At 62.7% G+C, this 24,618-nt stretch carries 21 protein-coding genes and 1 riboswitch; of the genes, 11 read left to right on the top strand and 10 right to left on the bottom strand.

Going from position 1 to position 24,618, the window contains the following annotated elements; translation table 11 throughout:
* The first annotated feature begins 1 nt into the window (after position 1).
* Both ACTHLA_RS00250 and bla read left to right on the top strand, forming a co-directional pair.
* On the top strand, positions 2-856 hold the full coding sequence (locus ACTHLA_RS00250) for a DUF4198 domain-containing protein (protein WP_440183904.1): 855 nt from the start codon (positions 2-4) through the stop codon (positions 854-856).
* Positions 857-950: 94 nt separating this feature from the next.
* A complete protein-coding gene (bla, locus tag ACTHLA_RS00245) occupies positions 951-1,808 on the top strand; it encodes a subclass B3 metallo-beta-lactamase (RefSeq protein ID WP_440183902.1) in 858 nt (285 codons plus the stop codon).
* Between the two features lie 6 nt (positions 1,809-1,814).
* On the opposite strand, the gene ACTHLA_RS00240 is transcribed toward bla, so the two are convergent.
* The 6 genes from ACTHLA_RS00240 to ACTHLA_RS00215 form a co-directional block, all read right to left on the bottom strand.
* Complete coding sequence (locus ACTHLA_RS00240) at positions 1,815-2,501, bottom strand: MazG-like family protein (protein ID WP_440183899.1); 687 nt, start codon at positions 2,499-2,501, stop codon at positions 1,815-1,817.
* A 1-nt stretch (position 2,502) separates the two neighbouring features.
* Positions 2,503-2,904 carry a type II toxin-antitoxin system tRNA(fMet)-specific endonuclease VapC gene (vapC, locus tag ACTHLA_RS00235; protein WP_440183897.1) on the bottom strand — a complete coding sequence of 134 codons (402 nt, stop codon included), beginning with the start codon at positions 2,902-2,904 and terminating at the stop codon, positions 2,503-2,505.
* Positions 2,904-3,125 (bottom strand): type II toxin-antitoxin system VapB family antitoxin, encoded by a 222-nt coding sequence (vapB, locus tag ACTHLA_RS00230; protein ID WP_440183895.1) that lies wholly within the window; start codon positions 3,123-3,125, stop codon positions 2,904-2,906. The genes vapC and vapB overlap by 1 nt, the downstream gene beginning before the upstream one ends.
* A gap of 38 nt (positions 3,126-3,163) precedes the next feature.
* Positions 3,164-4,495 carry a dGTP triphosphohydrolase gene (dgt, locus tag ACTHLA_RS00225; RefSeq protein ID WP_440183893.1) on the bottom strand — a complete coding sequence of 444 codons (1,332 nt, stop codon included), beginning with the start codon at positions 4,493-4,495 and terminating at the stop codon, positions 3,164-3,166.
* Positions 4,496-4,596: 101 nt separating this feature from the next.
* Complete coding sequence (locus ACTHLA_RS00220; RefSeq protein WP_440183890.1) at positions 4,597-6,198, bottom strand: alpha-amylase family glycosyl hydrolase; 1,602 nt, start codon at positions 6,196-6,198, stop codon at positions 4,597-4,599.
* Positions 6,199-6,294: 96 nt separating this feature from the next.
* Positions 6,295-6,771 (bottom strand): hypothetical protein, encoded by a 477-nt coding sequence (locus ACTHLA_RS00215; RefSeq protein WP_440183887.1) that lies wholly within the window; start codon positions 6,769-6,771, stop codon positions 6,295-6,297.
* A gap of 114 nt (positions 6,772-6,885) precedes the next feature.
* On the opposite strand from ACTHLA_RS00215, the gene ACTHLA_RS00210 reads away from it, so the two are divergent.
* From ACTHLA_RS00210 to ACTHLA_RS00200, 3 genes are all read left to right on the top strand, one after another.
* Positions 6,886-7,845, top strand: a complete 960-nt coding sequence (locus tag ACTHLA_RS00210) for a cryptochrome/photolyase family protein (protein ID WP_440183884.1) — start codon at positions 6,886-6,888, stop codon at positions 7,843-7,845.
* 93 nt (positions 7,846-7,938) lie between these two features.
* Positions 7,939-8,424 carry a hypothetical protein gene (locus ACTHLA_RS00205; protein ID WP_440183881.1) on the top strand — a complete coding sequence of 162 codons (486 nt, stop codon included), beginning with the start codon at positions 7,939-7,941 and terminating at the stop codon, positions 8,422-8,424.
* Positions 8,421-8,588, top strand: coding sequence for a DUF2256 domain-containing protein (locus tag ACTHLA_RS00200; protein ID WP_440183878.1), 168 nt, complete (start codon positions 8,421-8,423; stop codon positions 8,586-8,588). The genes ACTHLA_RS00205 and ACTHLA_RS00200 overlap by 4 nt, the downstream gene beginning before the upstream one ends.
* Here the strand turns inward: ACTHLA_RS00200 and cytX are convergent.
* On the bottom strand, positions 8,540-9,862 hold the full coding sequence (gene cytX, locus ACTHLA_RS00195; RefSeq protein ID WP_440183876.1) for a putative hydroxymethylpyrimidine transporter CytX: 1,323 nt from the start codon (positions 9,860-9,862) through the stop codon (positions 8,540-8,542). The genes ACTHLA_RS00200 and cytX overlap by 49 nt on opposite strands.
* Positions 9,863-9,984: 122 nt before the next feature.
* A riboswitch (TPP riboswitch) is annotated at positions 9,985-10,099 on the top strand.
* A gap of 64 nt (positions 10,100-10,163) precedes the next feature.
* On the opposite strand from cytX, the gene thiC reads away from it, so the two are divergent.
* On the top strand, positions 10,164-12,008 hold the full coding sequence (gene thiC / locus ACTHLA_RS00190; RefSeq protein ID WP_440183873.1) for a phosphomethylpyrimidine synthase ThiC: 1,845 nt from the start codon (positions 10,164-10,166) through the stop codon (positions 12,006-12,008).
* A 47-nt stretch (positions 12,009-12,055) separates the two neighbouring features.
* Here the strand turns inward: thiC and ACTHLA_RS00185 are convergent, their stop codons facing one another.
* Together ACTHLA_RS00185 and ACTHLA_RS00180 are read right to left on the bottom strand one after the other, a co-directional pair.
* Positions 12,056-15,457, bottom strand: a complete 3,402-nt coding sequence (locus tag ACTHLA_RS00185) for a glycosyltransferase (protein WP_440183870.1) — start codon at positions 15,455-15,457, stop codon at positions 12,056-12,058.
* Between the two features lie 85 nt (positions 15,458-15,542).
* Positions 15,543-17,861, bottom strand: coding sequence for a TonB-dependent receptor (locus ACTHLA_RS00180; protein ID WP_440183868.1), 2,319 nt, complete (start codon positions 17,859-17,861; stop codon positions 15,543-15,545).
* Between the two features lie 249 nt (positions 17,862-18,110).
* Between ACTHLA_RS00180 and ACTHLA_RS00175 the strand changes: the two genes are divergently transcribed.
* Genes ACTHLA_RS00175 through ACTHLA_RS00155 form a run of 5 tightly spaced genes read left to right on the top strand, consistent with a single transcriptional unit; the run spans position 18,111 to position 23,045 of the window.
* Complete coding sequence (locus tag ACTHLA_RS00175) at positions 18,111-18,560, top strand: MarR family winged helix-turn-helix transcriptional regulator (protein ID WP_440183866.1); 450 nt, start codon at positions 18,111-18,113, stop codon at positions 18,558-18,560.
* A gap of 4 nt (positions 18,561-18,564) precedes the next feature.
* On the top strand, positions 18,565-20,535 hold the full coding sequence (locus ACTHLA_RS00170; protein WP_440183864.1) for an FUSC family protein: 1,971 nt from the start codon (positions 18,565-18,567) through the stop codon (positions 20,533-20,535).
* A complete protein-coding gene (locus ACTHLA_RS00165) occupies positions 20,535-20,738 on the top strand; it encodes a DUF1656 domain-containing protein (RefSeq protein WP_440183862.1) in 204 nt (67 codons plus the stop codon). The genes ACTHLA_RS00170 and ACTHLA_RS00165 overlap by 1 nt, the downstream gene beginning before the upstream one ends.
* Positions 20,739-20,748: 10 nt before the next feature.
* Positions 20,749-21,630: an efflux RND transporter periplasmic adaptor subunit gene (locus ACTHLA_RS00160; protein WP_440183860.1), complete on the top strand. Its 882-nt coding sequence runs from the start codon at positions 20,749-20,751 to the stop codon at positions 21,628-21,630.
* On the top strand, positions 21,627-23,045 hold the full coding sequence (locus tag ACTHLA_RS00155; RefSeq protein WP_440183858.1) for a TolC family protein: 1,419 nt from the start codon (positions 21,627-21,629) through the stop codon (positions 23,043-23,045). Before ACTHLA_RS00160 ends, ACTHLA_RS00155 begins: the two co-directional genes overlap by 4 nt.
* Here the strand turns inward: ACTHLA_RS00155 and ACTHLA_RS00150 are convergent.
* Complete coding sequence (locus ACTHLA_RS00150) at positions 23,042-24,607, bottom strand: hypothetical protein (RefSeq protein ID WP_440183856.1); 1,566 nt, start codon at positions 24,605-24,607, stop codon at positions 23,042-23,044. The two genes, ACTHLA_RS00155 and ACTHLA_RS00150, sit on opposite strands and share 4 nt — an antisense overlap.
* Positions 24,608-24,618 lie beyond the last annotated feature (11 nt).

The raw sequence follows: 24,618 nt of genomic DNA, 5'->3' as shown, positions 1-24,618 counted from the left end.
CATGAAACGCTTCATCCTCCCGTCCCTGCTGGCCCTGAGCCTCCTCGCCCCGCCCCTGACGGCGCACGCGCACCGCAGTTGGCTGCTACCGTCGCAATCCTTCCTCACCGGCAAGAACCCGACCGTAAGCATCGACGGCTCGGTGTCAGACAACCTGTTCCAGACCGACGCCTTCGCGCTGAAGCTGGACGGCCTGACGATCACCGCGCCGGATGGCTCGCCGCTTCAGCCGCAGGAGGTCGCGACCGCGAAACAGCGGTCGTCCTTTGACCTGACCCTGCCGCAGCCGGGAACCTATCGCATCGCCGTCGCGGGCGACACGGTTATGGCCAGCTATAGGCTGAACGGCGAGATGCAGCGCTTTCGCGGCGCGGCCTCCGACATGACCAGTCAGATACCGGCGGGCGCCACGGATGTGCGCGTCATGCACGTCCTCAGCCGCTTTGAGACCTGGGTGACGCTCGACGCGCCGACTCTGGCCAGGCTCAAGCCGGTCGGTCGCGGGCTTGAGATCATCCCGTTAAGCGACCCTTCGGCCTATGCAGCGGGCGAAGCGGCCTCTTTCCGCGCCTATCTGGACGGCAAACCGCTGGCGGGCCTGATGGTGCAGATCATTCCGGGCGGCGTGCGCTATCGCGGCGACCTGAAGGAAACCGACGCGACGACCGACGCGAGCGGCGCGTTCACCGTCACCTGGCCCGTGGCCCAGATGTACTGGATCGGCGCCAGCTATCCGCCGCGTGAGCCGGAAGGCGAACATAACGGCGCAAAATCCGGCGAAGGCGGTCGGCGCGGCCCGGTCGAACCCGGCTCACGCTATAGCTACGCCGGCACGTTCGAGGTCATGCCGTTCTGAATTTTTCTAAGAGCTGCTCCCCAATCTTCTCGTTTGCGCGGCGGCTTTATAGCCGGATATGCAAGGGCCACAGAGGTGTTTTCAGGAGCCTGCTATGAAGTCCGTTATCGCTATCTGCGTCCTTGCCCTGCTGGCCGCCGCGCCCGCCCGCGCGCAGTCCGATCCTGACTGGTCGGCGCCCGTCGCGCCGTTCCGCATTGCGGGCAATGTCTATTATGTCGGGACAAAAGGCATAGCGGCCTATCTGATCGCGGCCAATAAACAGGTGATTCTGCTGGACGTCGGACTGGAGCAAAACGCGCCGCTCGTCGAGCCCAATATCAGGTCGCTCGGCTTCAAACTCAGCGACATTAAGATCATTCTCAATTCGCATGCCCATTTCGACCATGCGGGCGGCATAGCCCGGCTCAAGCGCGACACGGGCGCGGCCTTCTACGCCTCGCCTGGCGACCGCTGGGCGCTGGAGCATGGGACGCATGACGGAGAAACAACCTATCCGCGCGGCCATTTCCCGCCGGTCCTGGTCGATCATGTGCTGAAGGACGGTGAAAACGTCGCGCTGGGCGGCGTGCGTATGACGGCAACCTTCACGCCCGGCCACACCAGGGGCTGCACCACCTGGTCCACCCAGGTGATCGAACCGGGCCGTGTGTTGAATGTGGTGTTTCCATGCAGCCTCAGCGTCGCGGGCAACCGGCTGGTCGGCAATAAGCGCTATCCTGATATCGTCCGCGATTATGAACGCAGCTTTGATCGCGTCGGCGCAATGAAGGCCGACATCGTCCTGAGCAACCATCCTGACATCGCCGACGTGCTGGGGCGCGAGGCCCGCGCCCGCGCTGGTCAGACATCGGCCTTCGTCGATCCGAAGCTGTTGGGCAGGATCGTCGCCGACTCCCGCTCAGCCTTCGCCGCCGAACTCAAAAAGCAGACCATGCGGCGCAGGCGATAGGCGCCGTCAATCCACCGCGCCACGCAACGGCTTGTCCGCCTGCTTGGCGCGGATGGCCTCCCGGACCTCCGGCGCGTCGATGCGCGCCAGTTCGACCTCGCCTTCGCCTGTCATGTCGAGCCCGGCCGCATTGCATAAGGCCGCCAGCGTCACCATCGTTCCGCCCAGTTCCTGCTTTGGTTCGCCCGCCTCGCGGCTGAAGGTGTAGTCGATCATGGCGCGCGCCTGATCCCTGCTCATACCCAGCGCCTGACACAGCTCGCCCGCCTCCTCCAGAAAGCGGTAGCAGCGCTCAGTCAGGTCGGCGCTGATCTTCGGCCCGAAACAGGCCTGCATCCAGTCAGCGACGCGCGCCTGATAAGACGCCGCCGAAAGACGTTGCGGCAGGCCGATCTTTTCCGAGGTGGCGTTAAACTTGGCGGCGACCGCTTCGTCGAGGTCGATTCCCTCGCCCATCGCCACCAGATCGGCGCAGATGACCACATCGGCCAGTTCCTCAGCCAGTTGCGCGACTGTGGCGCGGCTGCCCGCAATGCCCAGCCGCTCGCGCTCGATCTTCTTGGCGACATTGCACGCCTCGCCGACCTCGCCCGCCAGTTCGTTGGCGCGATAGATCAGCCCGATCCGGTCGTCGGCGTCCCACTGCGCCTGCCGCGCCCGATTGGCGTCGCGAAGTCGGCTGAAGGTGGTCATATCAAGCCATCCAGTCTTCGCAGCGCAAGCCTTCGACGCGCGTGAATTCGCGCAGATTGCCGGTGACCACCACAAGGCCCCGGCTTCGCGCGTGCCCGGCGATCAGCACGTCATACCCGCCGATCGGCTGGCCGACGCGCTCCAGCTTGGCGCGAATATCGGCGGCCTGCTCCGCCGCTTCAGCGTCGAAATCCAGCACGTCGAGACGCGCAGAAAATCGCTCAACCTCATGCCGGTTTTCCAGCGGTCGCGCCGATTTGGCCGCGCCATGCAGGAGTTCCGTCAGGACGATGCTGGAGATGCACAAACCATCGGCCTCGGCGTTGAAGCGTTCGCGCAAGCCCTGAGGACGGTCCCGCAGCACACGGATGCACAGATTGGTGTCGAGCATGTAGCGCAGCATCAGAAGGCGTCGCGCTCCTGTGCGGACGGTTGTTCGCGCGACCCCAGATCCACGCCGGGCGACGCGAAGAAATCGTCCCAGATGCTGTCTGACGGCGCGATGATACGGCGGCGCCCGTCGCGAAGGATAACCACCTCGCGCACATTCTGCGGAAAGGCGACGTCCTTCGGCAGACGCACAGCTTGCGTACGATTGGATTGAAACAGGCTGGTTCGGGTCATGGACAGGATTTTAGTATATTCAAGATGGATATACAAGCCTATCGGCTGTACAACATCTCGGCGGTCTTGACGGCATACCGGTCGGTCATGCCGGAAACGAAATCGGTCAGGGCGTGCAGAGCGTCATAGGGCGTCGCCACCCCGTCGAAATCGAGATTGACCGCCCGGGCCAGTTGCTGATGATAGCCCGACAGACGGTCCGCGTCCCAACCCTTGGCCGCCAGATCCTCGACAAGCGGGATCAGCCCATCGAGAACGCGATAAATGACATTGCGGCCAAACACTTCCAACTCGGTCTTGCGTGGCGCTTTGAAGATGCGCGCCTTGGCCAGCGCCTGGATGGCGGCGAATTCGGCGGCCTTGGACGAGGATTCGATCAGCGAACCGCTGAACGTCCCGTCCATCAGCCCGGCGTAATTGGCCTTGAAAGCCTCGACGCAGGCATTGATCGCGCTGTGAATCGCCTTGGCGCGCAGCACGGCGATTTCCCCCGCTTCGGATTTGCGCGCATAGGCGATATTGGGCGTCAGAAACAGCGCCGACAGCAACGTCTTCGCCTGCTCGAACGACACGTCGCGCGCCGTAAAAGCATCTTCCAAGTCCATGATATTATAACAAATATCGTCCGCCGCCTCCATCAGGAAAACAAGTGGATGACGCCGCCGCCATGCGCCCGCAACCGACGTCTCGCGCGGCAGATCCAAAGCATCAGATATAGTATCGAATTGACTGTAATCATTGTTAAAAACACCAAATTTCTTGAGTCCGCAATAGGCGGCGGGCCGGGCGGCGCTGACTGCGGCGACGCACGGATATTTACTGAACGCGCCCAAAACGCCAAGCGACAGGCGCATGCCGCCGCGATTGACGCTCATCTCGGCGCGGGTCAGGATGCGGAACCCCTGCGCATTGCCTTCAAAGGCGATGAATTCCGCCCAGTCGTCCGGCGTCAGCTCCGCCAGCACGCCCTGCGGCGCCGTCAGACGCTCCGCAAACCAGGCGCCGATCGCCGCTTCGCCGGAATGGCCGAAGGGCGGATTGCCGATATCGTGCGCCAGACACGCCGCCTGCACGATGCCGCAAATCCGTTCGCGCTGCGTCTCGTCGATCGCCTTGTCATCGACCAGCCATTGCCCGATCTCGACGCCCAGCGAGCGCCCGACGCTGGCGACCTCGATGGAATGGATCAGGCGCTGATGGACGTGGTCATTGTCATAGAGCGGATGCACCTGCGTCTTGTTGGCCAGCCGCCGGAAAGGGGCCGAGAAGGTGATGCGGTCGATATCGACCATATGGGCGGGGCGGCCCGGCTGCTCGGCATAGTCGGGCGCGCCGATCCGGCTTGTGTTCAACAGCTTGTCCCAGTCCATACCGCGCTCCGCAATGCCAAAAGCCGCAGGACGACGGGGATTCGGCCCAGGGCTTCGGGGGTGTTGTACACGCCCCAAAGCCGTATCAAAAGCCAGGACGACTACTTCCTGACCAGAACCGAGATATCGCGGGCGGCGACGCTGACCGAGAGAGCGCCGTCGACGCCGCTGCGATGGTCTCCCGTATTGCCAACCGGGACGAAGCTTGTATCGGGCGCGACCTTGACGCGGACGGTCTGCGGCTTGTCGGACAGATTGACCACCACAGCGGCCTCGTCGCTGGCGTTGGTGCGGGTGAAGATCAAGGTCGCGTCGCCCGCTTTGGATTGCAGATCGAAGGCGCCGGTCCCGAACACCGGATGCGCCTGCCGCAACTGGTAAAGCTGCGTGTAGAAATTGAGCAGCGAATTGGGGTCTTTTTCCTCATTGGCGACATTCATGCTGGCCGCATTGATCGCCACGTCGCGATACGGCTTGCCGGTGGTGAAGCCGACCGTGCGCGTATTCCCCGTCCAGCTCATCGGCGCGCGCAAACCGGGATCGTTATAAACGCCGTTATTGCTCATGCCGATCTCCTCGCCATAATAGGAGAACGGCGTCGCAGAAGCGAGGATCGAGATCGCCGCGGCCAGTTCATAGCCCTCCTGACCATTGACGCCGAACTGATCAATCAGGCGGTCGCCGACGTAGGAATCGTGACTTTGCAGGGCCAGCGGCGTCTTGTCGAGATCGGGGCTCTGCAACGCCTCGACCAGCTCATCATCCAGCTTCCCCGCCTTGACGCTTGAGATGATGTGCTGCTGCGTGCCGTAGGCGAAGGCGTTGCACGCTTTCAGATACATGGATGCGCCTTCTGACGCCTCACAGATCATATAGCGGTTCTGATACGTATCGAGCGTCGCGCGCAATTTGGCGACGATGGCCGGATTGCCGGGATTGTTGAAATAGGCTTTGGGGCCATCCTCCAGCAGCATGGTCACCGCATCGAGCCGGAAGCCGTCCACGCCCTTATTCATCCAGAAGCGCATCGTGTCCTGCAAATACTGCACGACGCGCGGATTGCGCAGGTTCCAGTCCGGCATCTGCTCGGAGAAGACGCCGTAATAGTAGCCCGGACCGTCGGGCGCCTTGCGCCACGGATCGGTGTAGAAAGCGTCCTTCTGGCCGCGCGTCTTCGCATCATACCAGCCGGGATTCTGATCGGAAAACACGTACCAGTCGCGATACGGGCTGGATTTAGACGCCTCGGCGGACTTGAAGATGGCGTTGTCCGACGCCGAATGGTTGATGACAAAATCGAGGATCACGCCGATGCCGCGCTTGTGCGCCTCGGCCACAAAGCGCTCGAAATCCGCCATCGTGCCGTAATCCGGGTCGATGGCGCGATAATCGCTGACCGCATAGCCGTGGTCATGGTCTTCGGACGGCATGATCGGCATCAGCCATATTCCCGTCACGCCGAGACTTTTCAGATAGTCGAGCCGCGAGGTCAGACCGTTGAAATCGCCGATCCCGTCGCCATTGGAGTCCTGATAGGAGCGCACGAAGATTTCCATAAAGGCGGCGTCGCGATTCCAGTCTTTGGGCAGGGCGCTTTTGGTATCGCCGACCGCGACCGGCGCGACGTCAGGCGCTGTGGTCTGCGCCAAGGCGGGTCCAGCGCACATCAATGCCGCCACAGCGGCAAGCGTGGTGAAGTTCATATCGGCCTCCCATATGTTTTGGAGGCAACCTGCCACGCCTTCGCCGATGGGGGAACGAGAATACGTATGCGCATCTTTCTGGTGCGCGCCTTTTGGCTACTTTCTGAAATGGACGCGGACATCGCGCCAGATCGGCTGGAAGGTCTCGATGCGACCGCCCCGTTCGCTGACCACAACCTCGCGATCCGCCGACCAGGTCGCGCGCACATTGGCGTCGCCGCTGAAAGTGGCCAGCGTATGCGGCGCGCCGGAGCCGTGATCCAGCCGCCGGATCATCAACCGCCTCTGATGATCGCCGCCAAAGCACGAAACCTGCGCGAGCGACAGCTCCATCTCCCCGTCGTCTGAGGACAGGGTCTGGATGACGTCGCGCGAGCAAAGCGGCGGGCTGGCGTGGTCGAACGCATTGAAGGCGATGACAATCAACGCGACCGTGACGAAAGCCACGACAAAGCCTGCGTACCACCACCAGTGATGGCGCTCTTTCGGATAGCTGTAGCCGTGTGGAACATGGTGCGGCTCGCTCCCGTGCGGATCGACCTGAACCGGATGATCGGGCAGTCTCATCGTCATTGTGTACGCCCCTGCTATGGCGTGATGACCCTAGCCTGTGGATAAGATTAAGCCCGGCCTGCTTTCCGAAAGATTAAGCTGATCCGCGCGTGAGGTCGCGCCGTAACAGCGCCTATGACCACCTTGCGCCTGATCCTCGGCGACCAGCTCTCGCGCGATCTGAGCGCGCTCGCCGACGCCGATCCTGGCGCCGACATCATTCTCATGGCCGAGGTGATGCGCGAGGCCAGCTATGTCAAACATCACAAGAAAAAGATCGCCTTCCTGTTCGCCGCCATGCGTCATTTCGCCGAAGAGCTGCGCGCTGAGGGTTTCCGCGTGCGCTATGTCCGGCTGGATGATCGCGACAACGCTCAGAGTCTGGATGGCGAGGTCGCGCGGGCTGTCGAAGATCACGCTATTACCCGCATCGTCGTGACCGAGCCCGGCGAATTGCGGCTGCTGAGCGCCATCAACGCCTGGTCCTTGCGGTTTTACCTGCCGGTGGACATCCGTGAGGACCGGCGCTTCCTCGCCACGCATGAAGATTTCCGACTGTGGATCGAAGGTCTGAAGCAGCCGCGCATGGAATATTTCTACCGCGTCATGCGCCGCAAATACGGCGTCCTGCTCGACGCAAACGGCGAGCCGGAAGGCGGGCGATGGAATTTCGACGCCGAAAACCGCAAACCTCCGCGCGCCATCCCTGCGCCGCCGAAGCGGCTGAGCTTTCGCAAGGACGCCATCACGAAGGAGGTTCTGGACCTGGTGCGCGACCGCTTCAGCGGCCATATCGGCGAACTTGAGCCGTTTCATTTCGCCGTGACGCGCCAACAGGCCCTGCGCGAACTGCATCATTTTATCGACCATCTGCTGCCGCAGTTCGGCGCCTTTCAGGACGCCATGCAGGCAGGCGAGCCCTATCTCTATCACTCGCTGATCTCGGCCTATCTCAATGCGGGCCTGCTCTACCCGTTGGAAATCTGCCGGCTGGCCGAGACCGCTTACCGAGAAGGCCGCGCGCCGCTCAACGCGGTCGAAGGCTTCATCCGTCAGATCCTGGGTTGGCGCGAATATGTGCGTGGAATCTACTAGCGCTACATGCCCGATTACGCCGGGATGAACCATCTAAACGCCCATCGCCCCTTACCCGGCTTTTACTGGACGGCGAAGACAAGGATGGCCTGTGTGTCCGAGGCGGTCCGCCATACGCTCGACCACGCCTATTCGCATCATATCCAGCGCCTGATAATCACCGGCAATTTCGCCCTCCTGGCGGGCCTTGCGCCCGCCGAAGTCTGCGACTGGTATCTGGCCGTCTATGCCGACGCCTATGAATGGGTCGAACTGCCCAATACGCTAGGGATGGCGCTTTATGGCGATGGCGGCATACTCGGATCGAAGCCTTACGCAGCGTCGGGCGCCTATATCCACCGCATGAGCAATTTCTGCGACGGCTGCGCCTACAATCCCACTGAAGCCTTGACCGACAATGCTTGCCCTTTCAATGCCCTGTACTGGGATTTTCTCGCGCGGAATGAGGACCGTCTGCGCGGCAATCCGCGCCTGCCCTATGTCTACGCCAACTGGGACCGCATGACCGAGGATCGTCGTCAGGCTTTACGCGCCAAGGCCGCCGACACGCTGCAGCGCATGGAGGACGGCAAGCTGTGAAAAAGGCCGACCTGCCCAGCAAGCCCTGCGTGGTCTGCGGACGCCCGTTCGCCTGGCGCAAAAAATGGGCGAAGGTCTGGGACGAGGTGCGCTACTGTTCCGACCGCTGCCGGGGTCAGCGCGGCAGCTCCGGGCGGCCAAAGGCCAGCCGCAGCGCCCAGTAGGTGAAGGCTGACACGCAGAAGGCGGGCAGGGTCGCCCCCCAGTTCGGCAGCAGGTCCAGTATGTAATGATAGGTCGCCACACCCACGCCCCACGAGGCGATGGCCACGATGTGGAACCCGCCGACAAAGCCATAGGGACCGTTCAGACTGCGCACATCGGTCGCGACCTTGCGTTCGCGGATGACGAAATGATCGACCAGCAGCACGCCGTACAAGGGCGTAAACACCGAGCCGATCAGATAGAGGAAGTTCATGAACCGGTCCATATGCACAAACAGGGCGATCAGCGTGCAAAGGGCGCCAAATCCGATGGCCAGATGCTTTATCTGCACCTTCGCCCTGCTGACGGCGGGCATGATGGTGGAGAAGGACATGGCGGCGGAGAAGATATCGGCGAAGACATTGTCCGTTTCATCGACCAGCACCAGCACCAGGGCCAGCCCGCCGCCCGCCCCCGCCAGCGCCGCCAGTAACTGGCCCTGGAGATCGGTCGCGGTCAGCGCATAGGCGGCGCCAAGCGCATAAAACCAGATATTGGCCAGCACATAGCCAAGGGCGCTTCCGCGAAACACGCCCTTGGCCGACCTGCCAAAGCGGGCGTAATCACCGATCAGCGGCAACCAGGATAAGGGCATGGCGACCACAATATCGACGCCCCCGAACATTGACAGCGACCCGTCGCCCGCCTGACGCCAGACCGCGCCCCAATCATGACCCAGCACGAGCGCTCCGGTCATCCAGGCCGCGCCCAGCAGCAGAACCCACAGTCCCCATTGGCGCAGGATACGGCGGATAAAACCCAGCGGCCCCAGCACCGCCAAAGCCGTCGCCAGGGCGCCGAAGCCGAGCGTCCACAGCCACGCCGCCGACCAATTGAATGTCTTTTGCGCCAGCGTTCCCGCCGCATCGCGCATCACGATGATCTCGAACGCGCCCCAGCCGACAAGCTGAGCCACATTCAGGATCGCCGCGGCATGCGCACCGCGCACGCCCAGCGCCGGTCGCAAGGAGCCGATAGCGGACAGGCCGGTATCGGCGCCGACCACGCCCGCCAGCGCCAGCAGAACGGCGCCGATCACGCTGCCGATCACGATGGCGATCAGGGCGTGCGCCAGCGACAAGCCCGGCGACAACAGCGCCCCGCCCTGCAAAACCAGCAGGCCGATGCCGAGCGAAAACCACAGCGAAAACGCGTCGCGACCGCTCAGGGTTTTTTGCGCCGCCGCCGTCGGCGTCAAAGGATCGTAGGTCTCGGACGAGTTTTCAGATGACATGGACAACGCTTACAGGAACAGGCCGGAATCGGGAAAGGTTGCAGTCTTAACCATCCCTGTCGCATTCGGCAACAGGTGTGCAGTTGGCGCTTGACCGAGGCCGCCAACAGCCTATGCTCCGACGCAGTTCACCGGGGTGTCCGCGCGTTAAGGCGGGCTGAGACGGGACGAGAGCGTCCTAAACCCGCCGAACCTGATCCGGGTCATGCCGGCGAAGGGAGTTGGATACGCTTTATCTGGTCTTCATGGCCAAGCGCCCGCACTTAACGCGCATGATCCCTCAAATTTTGACGAGGGAACAATGAACAAGCCTACTATTCAAAAGCCGATCAAGGTCGAAAACTCCCCCATTCCCGGTTCGCGCAAGGTCTATGAGCCCGGCACGCTGCACCCGGACATTCGCGTGCCGTTCCGCGAGGTCTGCGTGCATCCGTCGGCGAACGAGGGCCCGCTGACCATCTACGATTCCTCCGGTCCCTATACGGACGCCAGTTTCACGCCTGACATCGCAAAAGGCCTCCCGCGCCTGCGCGAACAATGGATCGTGGAGCGCGGCGATGTGGAATATATCGAGGCGCGCGAGGTTAGGCCGGAGGATAACGGCAATGTCTCCGAAGGCGCGCTGGCCCCGCAATTCCCGAACCTGCCGAAAGTGCTGCGCGCCAAAGACGGCAAGAGCGTCACCCAGCTCGAATATGCGCGCCAAGGCATTATCACGCCGGAGATGGAATATATCGCCATCCGCGAGAACCTGCGTCGCGCCGAAAACGCCGACGTCTTACGCGACGGAGAAGATTTCGGGGCGTCCATCCCTGATTACATCACGCCCGAATTTGTCCGCGACGAGGTCGCCCGCGGCCGCGCCATCATCCCGGCCAATATCAACCACCCCGAGGTCGAGCCGATGATCATCGGCCGCAACTTCCTGGTCAAGATCAACGCCAATATCGGCAATTCGGCTGTCACCTCCTCGATGGAAGAAGAGGTCGAGAAGATGGTCTGGGCCATCCGCTGGGGCGCCGACAATGTCATGGACCTGTCGACCGGCCGCAACATCCACAATATCCGCGAATGGATCATCCGCAACTCGCCCGCCCCGATCGGCACGGTGCCGATCTATCAGGCGCTGGAAAAGGTGAATGGCGTCGCCGAAGACCTGACCTGGGAGGTCTATCGCGACACCCTGATCGAGCAGGCGCAGCAGGGCGTCGATTACTTCACCATCCATGCCGGCGTGCGCCTGGCCTATATCCACCTGACCGCGCAGCGCGTGACCGGCATCGTATCGCGCGGCGGCTCGATCATGGCCAAGTGGTGCCTGGCCCACCATAAGGAGAACTTCCTCTATACGCATTTTGAGGAGATCTGCGATATTATGCGTGCCTATGACGTGTCGTTCAGCTTAGGGGACGGTCTGCGTCCCGGCTCGATCGCCGACGCCAACGACCGGGCGCAATTTGCGGAACTGGAGACGCTGGGTGAGCTGACGCAGATCGCCTGGGCGAAGGGCTGTCAGGTCATGATCGAAGGCCCCGGCCATGTGCCGATGCACAAGATCAAGGCCAATATGGACAAGCAGTTGAAGACCTGCGGCGAAGCCCCCTTCTATACGCTTGGACCGCTGACCACCGATATCGCCCCTGGCTATGACCACATCACCTCGGCCATCGGTGCGGCCATGATCGGCTGGTACGGAACGGCCATGCTCTGCTACGTCACGCCCAAGGAGCACTTGGGCCTGCCCGACCGCAAGGACGTGAAAGACGGGGTGATCGCCTACAAGATCGCCGCCCACGCCGCCGACCTCGCCAAAGGCCACCCCGCCGCGCGCCTGTGGGACGACGCCATGAGCCGCGCCCGTTTCGAGTTCCGCTGGGAGGACCAGTTCAATCTCGGCCTCGACCCCGAAACCGCGCGCGCCTTCCACGACGAGACCCTGCCCAAAGAGGCGCACAAGACGGCCCACTTCTGCTCGATGTGCGGGCCGAAATTCTGCTCGATGAAGATCACGCAGGACGTCCGCGACTACGCCGCCTCATTGTCGGACAATGAGCGCGCCGATATCGAGGCGGGCATGGATGACATGTCGAAGAAGTTCAAGGCGCTGGGCGGCGAGATCGACGTGCCGTCGGTTCCCGCCGAATAAAGCGACTGTGCCATCTCCTCCTCGCCCCGGCGAGGAGGAGATCGTCTCTATCGCTTCACCTGCATCCGCCCCGAACGCTCCAGCTTGCCCCAGCCGACGCTTAAACCCCGTCCGGCGGACACCAGCGCCTTCAGCACCACATAGTACATGATCTGGCGGTACACGAAGCGCTGCGACAGCAGATAGAAGACCGGATACGACTTTTCGCGCGGCTCCAGCCAGTAGGCGATGGCGCCGCACAGGGCGTCGATGGTCAGGAAGGCCAGCCAGTAGATCAGCATCTTGCCGATATCGGTTTCGGATTGCGCCCAGCCGTGATTATAGACCTGCACCCAGGTCGCGATGACGCTCACCACAAGGGCGAAGTCGATCAAAGGCGAGATCACCGAAAAGCCGATCTGGAATATCCAGGCCTGCGGAATGCCAATCAGGGCCAGCCCCTTTGGTTTGCCGGTCTTGAGCACATCGCGATGCTTCCACAGGCATTGCAGGGTGCCGAACGCCCAGCGGAAGCGTTGCTTCATCAGTGCGCCAAAGCTTTCCGGCGCCTCGGTCCAGGCCACGGCCTCCTGATCATAGGCGACATGCCAGCCGAGCTTCTGCACGGCGATGGTCAGATCCTGATCCTCGGCCAGGGTGTTGTTCGGATAGCCGCCCACCGCCTCCAGCGCGGCGCGGCGCCATGCGCCGATCGCGCCCGGCACCACCATCATGGCGCCGAAGGTCGCCAGCGCGCTGCGCTCCAGGTTCTGCGCGGTGACATATTCGACCGCCTGCCAGCGCGTGACCCAGTTGAAGCGGTTGCCGACCTTGGCGTTGCCCGCCACCGCGCCGATTTCCGGCCGGATGAACCAGCGCACGAGCCGCGCAATGGTTTCCGGCTCGAACTGGGTGTCGGCGTCGAGCGCGATGAGGATTTCACCCTTCGCCGCCGCGATGCCGTTATTGACGGCGGCGGCCTTGCCCGCATTCGCTTGTGTGATCAGCTTGACGCGACTGTCATCGGCAAACGCTTCGCGCACAATCTGCGAAGTCGCATCCTTCGAGCCATCATCGACGATGATGACCTCAAGGGCGACGCCGACAGTAGCCAGCACACGCCGTACCGACGCCTCGATCACCCGCGCTTCATTATAGGCCGGGATGACCACGCTGACGAAGCTCGCATTGACATAGTCGGCGACCGCCTTTTCCTGCTCGGGATCGCCTTCGCTGCCCGGCGGGTCCATATGGCCGGTGTACTCCGCCCAGATCGCCAGAGCCGACAGAAGCAGAGCGCGGCTGATCCCCAGCACGATGGCAATGATGAACAGCCCTTGTAACGCCTTGACGCCCCACGCCATCAGGATGAACAGGCCGACGTCGAAACGCACCTCGGCCAGATCTGAGCCCGAGACCTTCGGCATGACCTGATCCTGATTGAGGCCGACCAGTTGACCGACGGGGACGAACTGATAGCCCTCCTTTTTCAGGGTCTCTAAAATGACCGGCAGCGCCTTGATGGTCTGCTCGCGGTCGCCGCCGGAATCGTGCATCAGGATGATCTGGCCGGAACGGCATTCGGACGAATCGTATTTGCATTGCGGCGTCAACTGGCTGGCTTCGCCGTCGGCGACGCCTTGCAGGACATTATGGATGATGGTGGGGACGCCGGGCTTTTGCCAGTCTTCGGAGTCGACGTGCAGGCCGACATTGGTATAGCCGAGATTCTGCGCCGCCAGCGCCGGTCCCAGTTCGTTCTCCGTCGTCGGTTCGGCGTCGCCGAAATAGGGGATGCGTAAGAGGCGCATCGACCGGCCCGTATAGGCCTCCACCACGCGCTGCGTGGAGTTCAGCTCGAAACGCAGCCACGACGGGGGCACTTTAGACATGTCTGGGTGCGTGTAGGAGTGGTTGCCGATGGTGTGCCCTTCATTGACCATGCGACGCAGCAGTTCTGGATGTTCGATCGCCTTTTCGCCGATGACGAAAAAGGTGGCCGGCACATGCTCCTTTTTGAGGATGTCGAGAATTCGCGGCGTCCAGCGCGCATCCGGCCCGTCGTCGAAGGTCAGGGCCAGCTTGCCGGGCGCGTAGCCCGTGCGGCGCACGACATAGGGCGTCGGCAAAGTCTTATAAGTCTCGTCTTGCGCGATGCGGTTGCGGTCGAACACAACGTCCCGCTCACCATTGGTCGGGGTTGCGTCGATATGAACAATCTCGCCATCGCCCTCGACATCGACGTCGCCAAGCGGCGTCAGCTGGTTCAGCTTCGGCGTCGTCGTCGTCTGAAACGTGCGAAAATCGCTCCAGACGCCGGGATCTTCCGAACCGACGCGCCACAGGGCGACGCCCCAGGCGTTGGAGTCATCAATCGAACGCAGCTGATTCCAGGCGCTGACCGCGTCCAAAAGCCAGACCTCATGCTCGCGGCCGTCTTCGCTGTAAGCGTAGTGCGCATTGCCGGAAGACGGGTCAAATTGGATCTGGACCTGGGATTCGCGGGCGATGCGCCAGGCTTCTTCAACCGTGCGCGGCGTGACATTAAGGCCGCCGTCGGTTGTTTTGGTCCAGTCATAAGCGTAGGAGCCAATCGCGACGATGGCCTTGTCGCGCGGCACGGATTTAAGCGCATAGGCCAGTCGACTGTTGAACCAGTCCTGGCCTGCGATCGGTCCTGCAGGGTCGGCCATGGAGTGCTGATCGTAGATCATCAGGAAAAGGCGGTCGGCGGCATTGGCGAACGCCCGCAAATTCCAGACGGTTGTATCCACCGGCGCGGTCAAGGTGACGACGTAACCCTGCGCGCCGAGCGTGGCTCTGGCCTCGCGGATCAGCGTCAGATAGGGGGCAAGGCTGGCGTCAGGCAGGGCCTCAAAATCGAACACCACGCCCTGGGCGCGTTCTTTGCGCAGCATGTCGCCAATCTGAAGGATCAGCTTATGACGCGCCGAGCGATCACCCAGCAGACGCGCTGTATTGGCGCTGTCCCAGTTATCTTTCGCGACGTTCTGCACGGTAATCCATACGGCGGGACGGTGGGCGGCGTTCTGGATCAGATAGGTCAGGGCGTCATCGCGCTGGTAGATAAAATTGTGCTTCGGCCCGGTCACCGACGCCAGGACCGGAGCGAGAACGTCGATATTATTGATATGTTTTTCGAGCGAGGCCCGGCTTGCGTCGTCCCATGGGGTATAGAAGGCCACGATGGTCTGGTTGACATTGGCGACGCCGCGCGTCGCGCTCAAGGGCCGATGACGTGGATTGGCGTGATTGAGCAAGATCCTGGAGGCTTCCGGCCGCGGGTACTCCATGTGCAGGTCAAGCCCCTTGGGCGACGGCACGATCAGGATGGACAGGACCAGTCCGGCAAAAAGCAGAACCGCCAGAACGATCAGAGTGATGACGCCGATGAAAGAGGCGCGCTGGCGCCGTCCCGTCGGGTCGTAAAAGATGGGTGCTTGCGCCATGTCAGGCCCGATACGCGAATAATCCGCCGCTTATTACCGCCAATTGTGGCGAATCGCGGACGATTCGTCAGCCATATTCTCGGCGTTAAAAAGAATCGCTGCGCTGACGCATCGGCCCTTTATTGTCGCGTCGTCTGTTCTGATCCGGTTGCGGGTCGCGCGGCGCGCCAAACGTATAACGCAGGGCCAGCATGAAGGTGGCGCCGTAATCGTAACGGTCGGTGACATTATAGATCGTGCTGGTCTGGGTGACGCTGCGCCCGCCTTGGCTGGCGAGGACGTCGCGCGCATTCACGGTGACCTGCACCTTGTTCGGCACGATCTGATACTGATAGGACAGGTTCAGCGAGGTCGAGCCGTCGCGATAGCCCTGCGACAGAAGCTGGCGGCCGCGCCAGCGCACATACATGCCGAGCGTGTTCTTCTTATTGGGCGACCAGCGCGCATAGAGGCGCGCGCTCGAATTGCCGCTCTCGCGGTGCACAGGCGCATGGGTGACATAATCGGTCGAGTCCTGGCTAGACCAGCCCAGCACGCCGTTCAGACCGTAGCGCAGCACGTCGCCCTGCCCGTTGAGCGAATATTGCAGGCCGACATTCTTGCGCGATCCATCATTGATATTGGTGGTCAGCAACACATCGCTCGACCCCGGCAAATAGTCGCTGGCGCGCGAGAAATTGTCCGTGACGGTCTTGTAGAACAGGGTCGCCGAGGCGTTGAACGGTCGCGTGGTGTGATCGTACTCCAGTTCCCACGTCTCGACCTGTTCGGGCAGCAGATACGGAGTGCCGGAGCTGACAGTCTGCGCGTCGCCATAGCGCAGGAAGGGATTGAGCAGATTGGCGCCGGGCCGCACGATCTTGTGGCCGTAAGAGGCGCGCAGACCGTCCTTGTCATTGAGCGTGTAGAGCAGGAACAGGCTCGGATTCCAGCTCACCTGATCGACATGCGCCTCAATGCCCGATGTGACCTGATCGAGCGTCTCGTCCAGTTTCTCGCCGCGTAGCCCGACCTGCGCGGAGAACTTGCCCAAGGTCTTCTGCCAGGTGACATAACCCGCTGAAATCGTCTGATCGACATTGAATTGATTGGTGTAGTTGGGATTGGCGACCTCCGCCTCGCCCTCGGCATGGTTCATCGAGCGGTAATTCCAGACGTCGGACTGCGTATGCTGCACGTCCCAGCCCGCCTGGACCTGCTGGCCGCCCCCGAATACGCGCTTCCAGTCGCCGCTGAAATCGTCATTGACGTTGCGCGTCTTGCTCCGCGTCGCATAGAAGGCGTCGGGTTTCAGCGGTTGATGATAGATCTGGCGATAGTCGCTTTCATGCTCCGGCGTCGATTCCGAGTGCTTCAGCTCCAGCTTGAAATCGTTGTCGGGATTGTCCTGTCCGCGATGATCCCAGCTTAAGCTTGCGCTGGCGTGACCTGACGGACCGCGCTGATCACCCAGTTGCGCATAGGCCGAACTCACGGCTCCGACATCATCGAAATAGCGGTATTCGCTTGCGCTGTAGCCATCCTGCGTGCGGCGCGACACATGCAGCTCCGCCGAGACGGTGTCGTAATCGCTGGCGTCATAATCGGCGTGCAGATTGGCCGAGACGTTCTGCGTCCGGCTTCTGGACTGATTGTCCTGGCTGGAGGCGCGCACGTCGCCCGTAGCCGGGTCGATGCGCTGGCGGTCGCTGTGCGAACCGTTCTTGCGCGTATCCGAGCGCAGATTGACGCTGCCGTTCAGGGTCAGCCTGCCGATATTGGCGCCGGAGCGGAAGCCGAACTGATAGCGCCCCGCATCGCCCATGGCGAGGTTGAACGAGGTGTTCGGCTTGATGTGCTTGCCCTTTTTGAGCACGATATTGATGATGCCGCCGCCGGTGTCGGCCCCAAAGGCTGCCGAAGGATTGGTCATCACTTCGACCGAGTCGATATCGTCCGCCGACAGGCTTTGCATCGCCGGTCCGCGGTCGTCGCCCTGCATCTGCGAACTGGGCTTGCCGTTGATATAGATCTGCACATTCGTGTCGCCGCGCAGGGCGACCGAACCGTCCTGATCGACCGTCACCGCCGGAATATTGTTCATGACATCGGCGGCGCTGCCGGTGGCGGCGTCGGGATCCTGCGTCACGTCATAAACATCGCGGTCGGCCTTGTGCTGGATCTCAGGCTTCTGCGCCCGCACGGTCACCGTGGTCGGAACCTCCGTCGCCGCCGCGCTGTCCCCCGCGCCCATCGCAGGCATATTGGCCTTTGACGGGTTAGCGGTCTGAGTCTGCGGCTTTTTTGGCGGCTGGGTTTGGGTTTGCGCCCAAACCGGCGAGGCGCATATCAGGGCCAACAGGCTGACAAAACCCAGAGACGGCGCGGCAAGACGAGAAATCGACTGAGAAAAAGGTCGGAGCATCGGCCTGTCTGAGAAGCATTAAATGATCGAATTTGCTCTTTAACGCGCATTGTAGCTTATTCCGTCGCCAATCGCGGCGGAATTTAGACCTAACTTGGCAGGATTGTTACCTTCAGGTTTCCACCAAGTTTCACCAACCTCCTGCGGCCACGTCCTGATTGGCCTTCACCGCCACTCAGGGAGCGGAGCGCTTGACATTCCTATCGCAGCATCATATTAATTAGGTGCCTAACTAATTAAGTGTCACCCATGCCCTCGCCCCTTCTCCTCACGCAACGCCAACTGACCGCCTTACTCGGCCCGGTGTCGCGCGCCTATCGCAAACATATCGACAAGGCGTTTATCCGCCTGGGCGTCTCGCACAGCCTCGCCCTGCCGGTCATGCTATTGGGGCGGCTGGGCGACGGCGTGCGCCAGAACGCGCTGGCCGAGGAGCTGGGCATGGAGCCGCCGTCTTTAGTACCTCTGCTCGACCAGCTTGAACGCGCCGAACTCGTTGAGCGCCGTCCGTGCGAACAGGACAAGCGCGCCAAGACCCTGCACCTGACCTCTGCAGGTCATGAACTGGCCAGGCGCGCCGAAACCCTGGCGCAATCCCTGCGCAGCGCCCTGCTCAGCGACTCCACAGACGACGAGGTCGTCACGACCTTGCGCGTCCTGGAGCGTTTTCACGCGGCCATCCGGCGCGCTGAAAGTTAAGACCATGGCGCGCCTTCGCGACATCATCTTCTCCGTCAACAGTTTCGTGGCGGCGATGCTGGCCCTGTTCGTCTCCATGAGCATCGGTCTGGAGCGTCCCTTCTGGGCGATGGCGACCGTCTATATCGTCAGCCAGCCGCTGACAGGGACCGTGCGCTCCAAGGCCGCCTATCGCTTCACCGGCACCCTGCTCGGCGCCGGCGGCGCGGTGCTGATTATACCGCCGCTGGCGAATGCGCCTGCGCTATGTTCGCTCGTCATGGCCCTTTGGGTTTGCGCCTGTCAGTTTCTGTCGCTGCTTGACCGCACGCCGCGCAGCTATCTGTTCATGCTGGCGGGCTATACGGCGGCGATCATCGGCTTTCCCGCCGTCACCCACCCCGATCAGGTCTTCACCATCGCCGTCCTGCGCAGCGAGGAGATCGGACTTGGCGTATTATGCGCCACACTGGTCCACGCCGTCGTGCTGCCGCGCGGGGTCACGGGCGTCATGAACGCCCGACTGGCGCAGATTGAGCAGGATGCGCGCGGCTGGGCGCTCGACGCGCTCGGCGGCGCGGATATCGGTCCGCGCGACCGCAACGCGCTGGCGCAGGACATTACCGAACTCCACCTGTTGTCCACCCATGTCCCTTACGACACCGACGCGGCGGCGCCGACGCGCGCGGGCATGGCGGCCCTGCAGGACAGGCTGATGCTGCTGGCGCCGCTGATCTCGGCCATCGAAGACCGGCTGGACGCGCTAAAGGCCACAGACGGCGTAAGCGAGGACGTGCAGGCCTGTCTTGTCGATGTGCGCCAGTGGATTGAAGGCGATCGGCTGCTTGAACCCTTAGAGACGCGCGCCCGCCTTGACGCGCTTGCAGAGGCGACGCCGGATAATAGCTGGCGCGGGCTGCTGACGCTCAACCTTCTGGCGCGCCTCAGCGAGCTTATGGACCTCCTGCGCGTCGGTCGCGAACTGAGCCTTCACCTGAGCGATCCTCGCCACGCCCTGACGCCGCAGGCGCAGGCGCTGATCAACCGTCGCCTGAAGCGGCCGATGCATATCGACCTCGGCATGGCCTTATTGTCAGTCGCCGCCACCTTTCTCGCTGTCACCGGCGCTTGCGCCGCCTGGATCATCAGCGGCTGGCCGGAAGGCGCCATCGCGCCGATGATCGCCGCCGTCATGTGCTGTTTCTATGGCGCAATGGACGATCCGACGCCATCGCAGCGCGGCTTCATGATCTGGACGATCCTGTCCTTGCCGCTCGTCGCCCTCTATCAATTCGGCGTTCTGCCCGCCACGCACAGCTTCGTCACGCTTGGTCTTGTCCTGGCGCCGCCCCTTCTGATCCTCGGCGCTTTCCTGCCAAAACCCTCCCTTTATGGCCGCGTCATGCCGCTGATCCTTGGCTTCTGTATGGGGCTGGCGCTGACCAACACCTTCTCTGCGGATTTCGCCGCCTTCGCCAACGCCAATTTCGCTCAGGTCATTGGCATTATGTGCGCGGTTATCGCCACGCGGCTGATCCGTGTCATCGGCCCGCAAACGGCGGCGCAGCGCGTGCTGCGCGCTGGCTGGCGCGACCTGGCCGCCATCGCGGCGCGGCGCCTGCCCGCTGGAATCGGCGACTGGACCGGCCTGATGCTCGACCGCGCCCAGTTGCTGGCGCCCCGTCTGGCCGCTTCGCGCGGCGACGAGCGGCTGGCGGCGGCGGACGCTCTTCGCGATCTGCGTGTGGGGATCAATCTGATCGTCCTGCGCGAGGCGCCCGAAGCGCGCGACCGGATCGACGCCCTGCTCGACGCCGTCGCCGCCTACTACGCCGAGATGGCGGACAGAGAGGAATCCGCACCCTCGACGCAGGTGCGTGACGATCTTGACGGCGCCCTGGCTGAAACCACGGCGCGCGATGTTCGCATCGCCCTGACCGGCTTGCGCCGCAACCTGTTTCCGGGGGCCGCAGCGCCCCGGATGGAGATCGCCTGATGACCCCTGAGCTGAACCTGTGCGGCGTCTATATCCACCCGCTTCTGGTCGCCGCCGTGCTGGCCTTTGTGGCCGGGCGCGTGATCGAGCTGCTTCTGGCGAAGGCGCGCCTCTACCGCTTCATCTGGCATCGCGGCCTGTTCGACGTCGCGATGAGCCTTGTTCTCTGGGGCGCCTTCGCCCGATTGCTAACCCTGTCCTGATGTGTGTGTCATGATGAAAATCAACCGTTACTTTCTGTTTCGCCTGATCCCGACCCTCGTTGTCGTCGTCGCGGCGATCTTTGTCGCGCGCGGCCTGTGGCGGCATTACGAAGAAGAACCGTGGACGCGCGATGGCCGCGTGCGCGCCGATGTCGTCGAGGTCGCGCCCGACGTGTCCGGCCTGATCACCTCCGTCGCCGTGCGCGACAACCAGAAGGTCAAGGCGGGCGACCTTTTGTTCACCATCGACCAGCCGCGCTACCGTCTGGCCGTGGAGCAGGCGCAGGCCGCCATCATCGCGCAACAGCCCGCCTTGCGCGAAGCCCGTCAGGAAGCCGCGCGCAATCACGCGCTCGGCGATCTCGTCGCCGCCGAGGTCACGCAGCAGTCCGACGCCAAGGTCGCCGCCCTGCAGGCGGCGCTCGACCAGTCGCGCGTCGCGCTGGATGCGGCGAAGCTGAACCTGTCGCGCACCGAGGTGCGGGCGCCGATCGACGGGATCATCAACAATATGTCGCTGCGGCCGGGCAATTTCGCGGCGACGGGCCATCCTGAATTCGCGCTTCTCGCCAGCAATTCCGTCTATATTGTTGGCTATTTTGAAGAAACCAAGCTCAAGCGCATCCATGTCGGCGACAAGGTCAGGGCGCGCCTGATGGGCGACGACGCGATCATCGACGGGCATGTCGACAGCATCGCCAGCGGGATTGACGAACGCGACGGCGCTGACGGCGCCTCTTTGCTCGCCAATGTCAACCCGACCTTTTCGTGGGTGCGTCTCGCGCAGCGGATCCCTGTGCGAGTCCAGATCGACAAGGCGCCGTCAGGCGTCAATCTTGTCGCCGGTCGAACAGCGACAGTTGAAATCGTCCAGACAGGAGCCGCGCAATGATCCGTCGCCTGCTCCTCGCTGCGTCTCTCCTGACCCTGTCCGCCTGCGTCAGCGCGCCGCTGCACGCACCCGAAACCCATCCGCAGATCGCAAACCCCGCTGCGCAGGGCGCCTTTCTGAACGCAGATAATCCCGCCTTCGCCGCCCACGCCGTCCCCGGCGACTGGTGGAAGCTCTACAACGACGCCACGCTCAACAAACTGATCGACGACGCGCTGAAAGCCAATGCGAACCTGCGCGAAGCCAATGCAAGGCTCGAAAAGGCCGAGGCCGGACTCGATCTGGCCAGGGCGGCGGCCAGCGTCCATACCGACCTGAAGGGGCAATTCGGCTACGGCATGCCATCGGCGCAGGAATTCCTGCTGCTCGGCGAACACATTCCCAGCGATTTTCTCTATTCTGTCGATGGGTCAGTCAGTTATCAGCTCGACCTCTCAGGTCAGGTGAAGAACGCGATCCAGGCGTCCGGCGCGGACATGGGCGCCGCTCAGGCCGCCTATGATGCGGTGCGCGTCAGCGTCGTCGCCGATACGACGCGCGCCTGGCTCGATGTCTGCGCCACCGGACGCGAAGCTGCGCTCACCCAGGATGTCATCGTTTTGCAAAACCAGACTGGCGCTGCTGTGCGCCGCCTCAAGGCCGCCGGTCGCGGCGCTGAAGGCGACGTGACGCGCAGCCAGGCGCAGGAGGCTCTGGCGAGGGCCACCCTGCCCGCCTTGCAGGCCGCGCATGCGGCGGCGCTTTATCGGCTGGCCCTGCTGACCGGTCGCGCGCCCTCAGAACTGTCCCCCGGACTTAACGCCTGCAAGACCTTGCCCACTGTGTCGCAAGCCATCCCCATCGGCGACGGCGCCGCCCTGCTCAAGCGCCGCCCCGACGTGCGCGCCAGCCAGTTCGCGCTTGAAGCGGCGGAAGCGCGCGCGGGCGCGGCGCGCGCGGCGCTCTATCCGCGGATTGTTCTGGGCGCCAGCCTTGGCTCCGGCGGTCTGGCCAGCGACGCGTTGCGATATGACACGATGAAATATTCGCTCGGCCCATTGATTTCATGGGAGTTTCCGAACCAGAAGGTCGCGACGGCGCATATCAAGGCCGCCAATGCCGACATCGACCTCGCCGAGGCCCATTTCGACGGCGTCGTCCTCGCCGCCCTGAAAGAGACAGAAGCCGCGCTCAACCTCTATGCCCACGACCTCGATCAGCGCGCCGAGCTGCAGACGGCGCATGATCACGCCGCGCAAAATCTCGCCCAGACGCTCAGCCTGCAAAAGGCGGGACGCGTCTCTTTGTTTCCCGTTCTGGACGCGCGTCGCGCCGTGCTGAGCGCCGATCAGGCGCTGGCGATGATGGATGCGAAGATCGCCGCCGATCAGGTGCAGGTTTTCCTTGCGCTTGGCGGCGGCTGGCAGGCCGATTAGCCCGCCTTTGGCTGCAGAAAGGCGTCGGCCCTGGTCCGCTCGTCGGCGCTCATATGCGCCGCCACCGCCGTCAGAGCCGGAGCGGCCTGATCGGCGCCTTCGGCTTTCGCCAGGGTCAGCCAGACATAGGCCTTGACCAGATCCTTGTCTCCGCCCTGTCCGTTGGCGTACATGGCGCCAAGATTGAACATGGCGTCAGGCTGGCGCTGCAGGGCGGCCTGATAGAACCATTTGCGCGCCGTGTCATAGTTCTGACCGACCACCTCGCCGGTATAGAACATCAGACCGATGGCGTCCTGCGCATCGGCCTGACCTTTCAGCGCGGCTTCCTTGTAATAGACGACGGCCTTTTGCGGATCGTGCGGCAGGGTTTCACCCAGATCGTACATATTGCCGATGGCGTAGAGCGCGTCGGGATGGCCGCGCTTGGCCGCTTCCATCAACCACTGCGCCGCCAGCTTGTCGTCCTGCGTCAGACCGTCTCCGCCCCTGCGATAAAGCTCGCCCAGTTCGTACATGGACGGCGTATAGCCCGCCGTGCCGGCTTTTTTCAGATAGCTCACGGCCTTGGGCAGGTTCTTCTCGCCAGCATAGCCGTATTCGTAGATTTGGCCGACCGTATGGGTGGCGGGCATGTAGCCGAAATCATCGGCCTTCATGTACCAGCGTTTGGCCTCGGCGGCGTCGCGCGGCACGCCGCCCAATCCAACCATATAGATCTTCGCCAAAGTCATGGCGGCGTCGATACGGGTGTTCATATAGGTGGGATCGTCGGGGTTGAAGGCCAGTACATCCCCCGGACCGAAGCGCGCCTCGACGACTTTTTTGAGCCACATCACCGCCTGTTGCGCGTCAGGCTTGGTTCCCATGCCCGCCAGATACATCTTGCCCTCCATCAGGGCGGCGGAATCGTAACCCATCTTCTCGTAGGATTTGCGGAACAGGTCGAGCGCCTTTGGGTAGTCCCTGGCGTCGAAGGCGGCGAAGGCGTCCTTCAGCGAATGATCGGTGCGCGCGATGTAGGAGCGCCCCGCCGCGAACGCCTTGTCGGAGGGCAGACAGCCGCCTGATGAAGTGTCGCCATCGACCGGTTGGCCATCCGGCCCCGTGGCGCCGATCTGCATGCCCGGCAAGGTGTTGTGATCGGCGGCGTTGCCTTCGGAGACATTGCCGAACGGCGAATTGTCCTTGAAGCGCACCCCGCTCTGATCAGCGCCGGACGTGTCGCCCGTCGCGCCGCCGCCAATGGTCGAGGTGTAATCGCCGTAGAAAGACTTCAGATAGTCCTGCACGATCTCTTCACTGTTGGGATCGTAATTGTTCATGAAGCCGCACGAATCGGCGTCATGCGTCGGAATCTGCGTAATGGTCGGATCGCCCTTTTCAGGCTTCTTGCCGAAAATGGTGACCGTCTGCGCCTCCTGGCTGTCTGTCACCGTATTGACGGCGGCGGATGAGGACGCGCCCTGAGCCACTTGTGCATAGCCTGTCGGCGCCAAAGCCAGGAGGCCTGATGTCAAAGCCAAAACCGAAGCCAGGCCGAACCTGATGATATGTCGCATGATGTAAGTCT

The organism is Asticcacaulis sp., assembly GCF_051956075.1.
Taxonomy (GTDB): domain Bacteria; phylum Pseudomonadota; class Alphaproteobacteria; order Caulobacterales; family Caulobacteraceae; genus Asticcacaulis.
The sequence above is the reverse complement of the archived record's forward strand: the minus strand, read 5'-3'. Positions and strand labels throughout refer to the sequence as shown.

What these genes read in the sequence shown, in the direction of transcription:
- ACTHLA_RS00250 (WP_440183904.1), top strand. Translation starts at nt 2, where the DNA reads ATGAAACGCTTCATCCTCCCGTCCCTGCTGGCCCTGAGCCTCCTCGCC.
- bla (WP_440183902.1), top strand. Translation starts at nt 951, where the DNA reads ATGAAGTCCGTTATCGCTATCTGCGTCCTTGCCCTGCTGGCCGCCGCG.
- ACTHLA_RS00240 (WP_440183899.1), bottom strand. Translation starts at nt 2,501, where the DNA reads ATGACCACCTTCAGCCGACTTCGCGACGCCAATCGGGCGCGGCAGGCG.
- vapC (WP_440183897.1), bottom strand. Translation starts at nt 2,904, where the DNA reads ATGCTGCGCTACATGCTCGACACCAATCTGTGCATCCGTGTGCTGCGG.
- vapB (WP_440183895.1), bottom strand. Translation starts at nt 3,125, where the DNA reads ATGACCCGAACCAGCCTGTTTCAATCCAATCGTACGCAAGCTGTGCGT.
- dgt (WP_440183893.1), bottom strand. Translation starts at nt 4,495, where the DNA reads ATGGACTGGGACAAGCTGTTGAACACAAGCCGGATCGGCGCGCCCGAC.
- ACTHLA_RS00220 (WP_440183890.1), bottom strand. Translation starts at nt 6,198, where the DNA reads ATGAACTTCACCACGCTTGCCGCTGTGGCGGCATTGATGTGCGCTGGA.
- ACTHLA_RS00215 (WP_440183887.1), bottom strand. Translation starts at nt 6,771, where the DNA reads ATGACGATGAGACTGCCCGATCATCCGGTTCAGGTCGATCCGCACGGG.
- ACTHLA_RS00210 (WP_440183884.1), top strand. Translation starts at nt 6,886, where the DNA reads ATGACCACCTTGCGCCTGATCCTCGGCGACCAGCTCTCGCGCGATCTG.
- cytX (WP_440183876.1), bottom strand. Translation starts at nt 9,862, where the DNA reads ATGTCATCTGAAAACTCGTCCGAGACCTACGATCCTTTGACGCCGACG.
- thiC (WP_440183873.1), top strand. Translation starts at nt 10,164, where the DNA reads ATGAACAAGCCTACTATTCAAAAGCCGATCAAGGTCGAAAACTCCCCC.
- ACTHLA_RS00185 (WP_440183870.1), bottom strand. Translation starts at nt 15,457, where the DNA reads ATGGCGCAAGCACCCATCTTTTACGACCCGACGGGACGGCGCCAGCGC.
- ACTHLA_RS00180 (WP_440183868.1), bottom strand. Translation starts at nt 17,861, where the DNA reads ATGCTCCGACCTTTTTCTCAGTCGATTTCTCGTCTTGCCGCGCCGTCT.
- ACTHLA_RS00175 (WP_440183866.1), top strand. Translation starts at nt 18,111, where the DNA reads ATGCCCTCGCCCCTTCTCCTCACGCAACGCCAACTGACCGCCTTACTC.
- ACTHLA_RS00170 (WP_440183864.1), top strand. Translation starts at nt 18,565, where the DNA reads ATGGCGCGCCTTCGCGACATCATCTTCTCCGTCAACAGTTTCGTGGCG.
- ACTHLA_RS00165 (WP_440183862.1), top strand. Translation starts at nt 20,535, where the DNA reads ATGACCCCTGAGCTGAACCTGTGCGGCGTCTATATCCACCCGCTTCTG.
- ACTHLA_RS00160 (WP_440183860.1), top strand. Translation starts at nt 20,749, where the DNA reads ATGATGAAAATCAACCGTTACTTTCTGTTTCGCCTGATCCCGACCCTC.
- ACTHLA_RS00155 (WP_440183858.1), top strand. Translation starts at nt 21,627, where the DNA reads ATGATCCGTCGCCTGCTCCTCGCTGCGTCTCTCCTGACCCTGTCCGCC.
- ACTHLA_RS00150 (WP_440183856.1), bottom strand. Translation starts at nt 24,607, where the DNA reads ATGCGACATATCATCAGGTTCGGCCTGGCTTCGGTTTTGGCTTTGACA.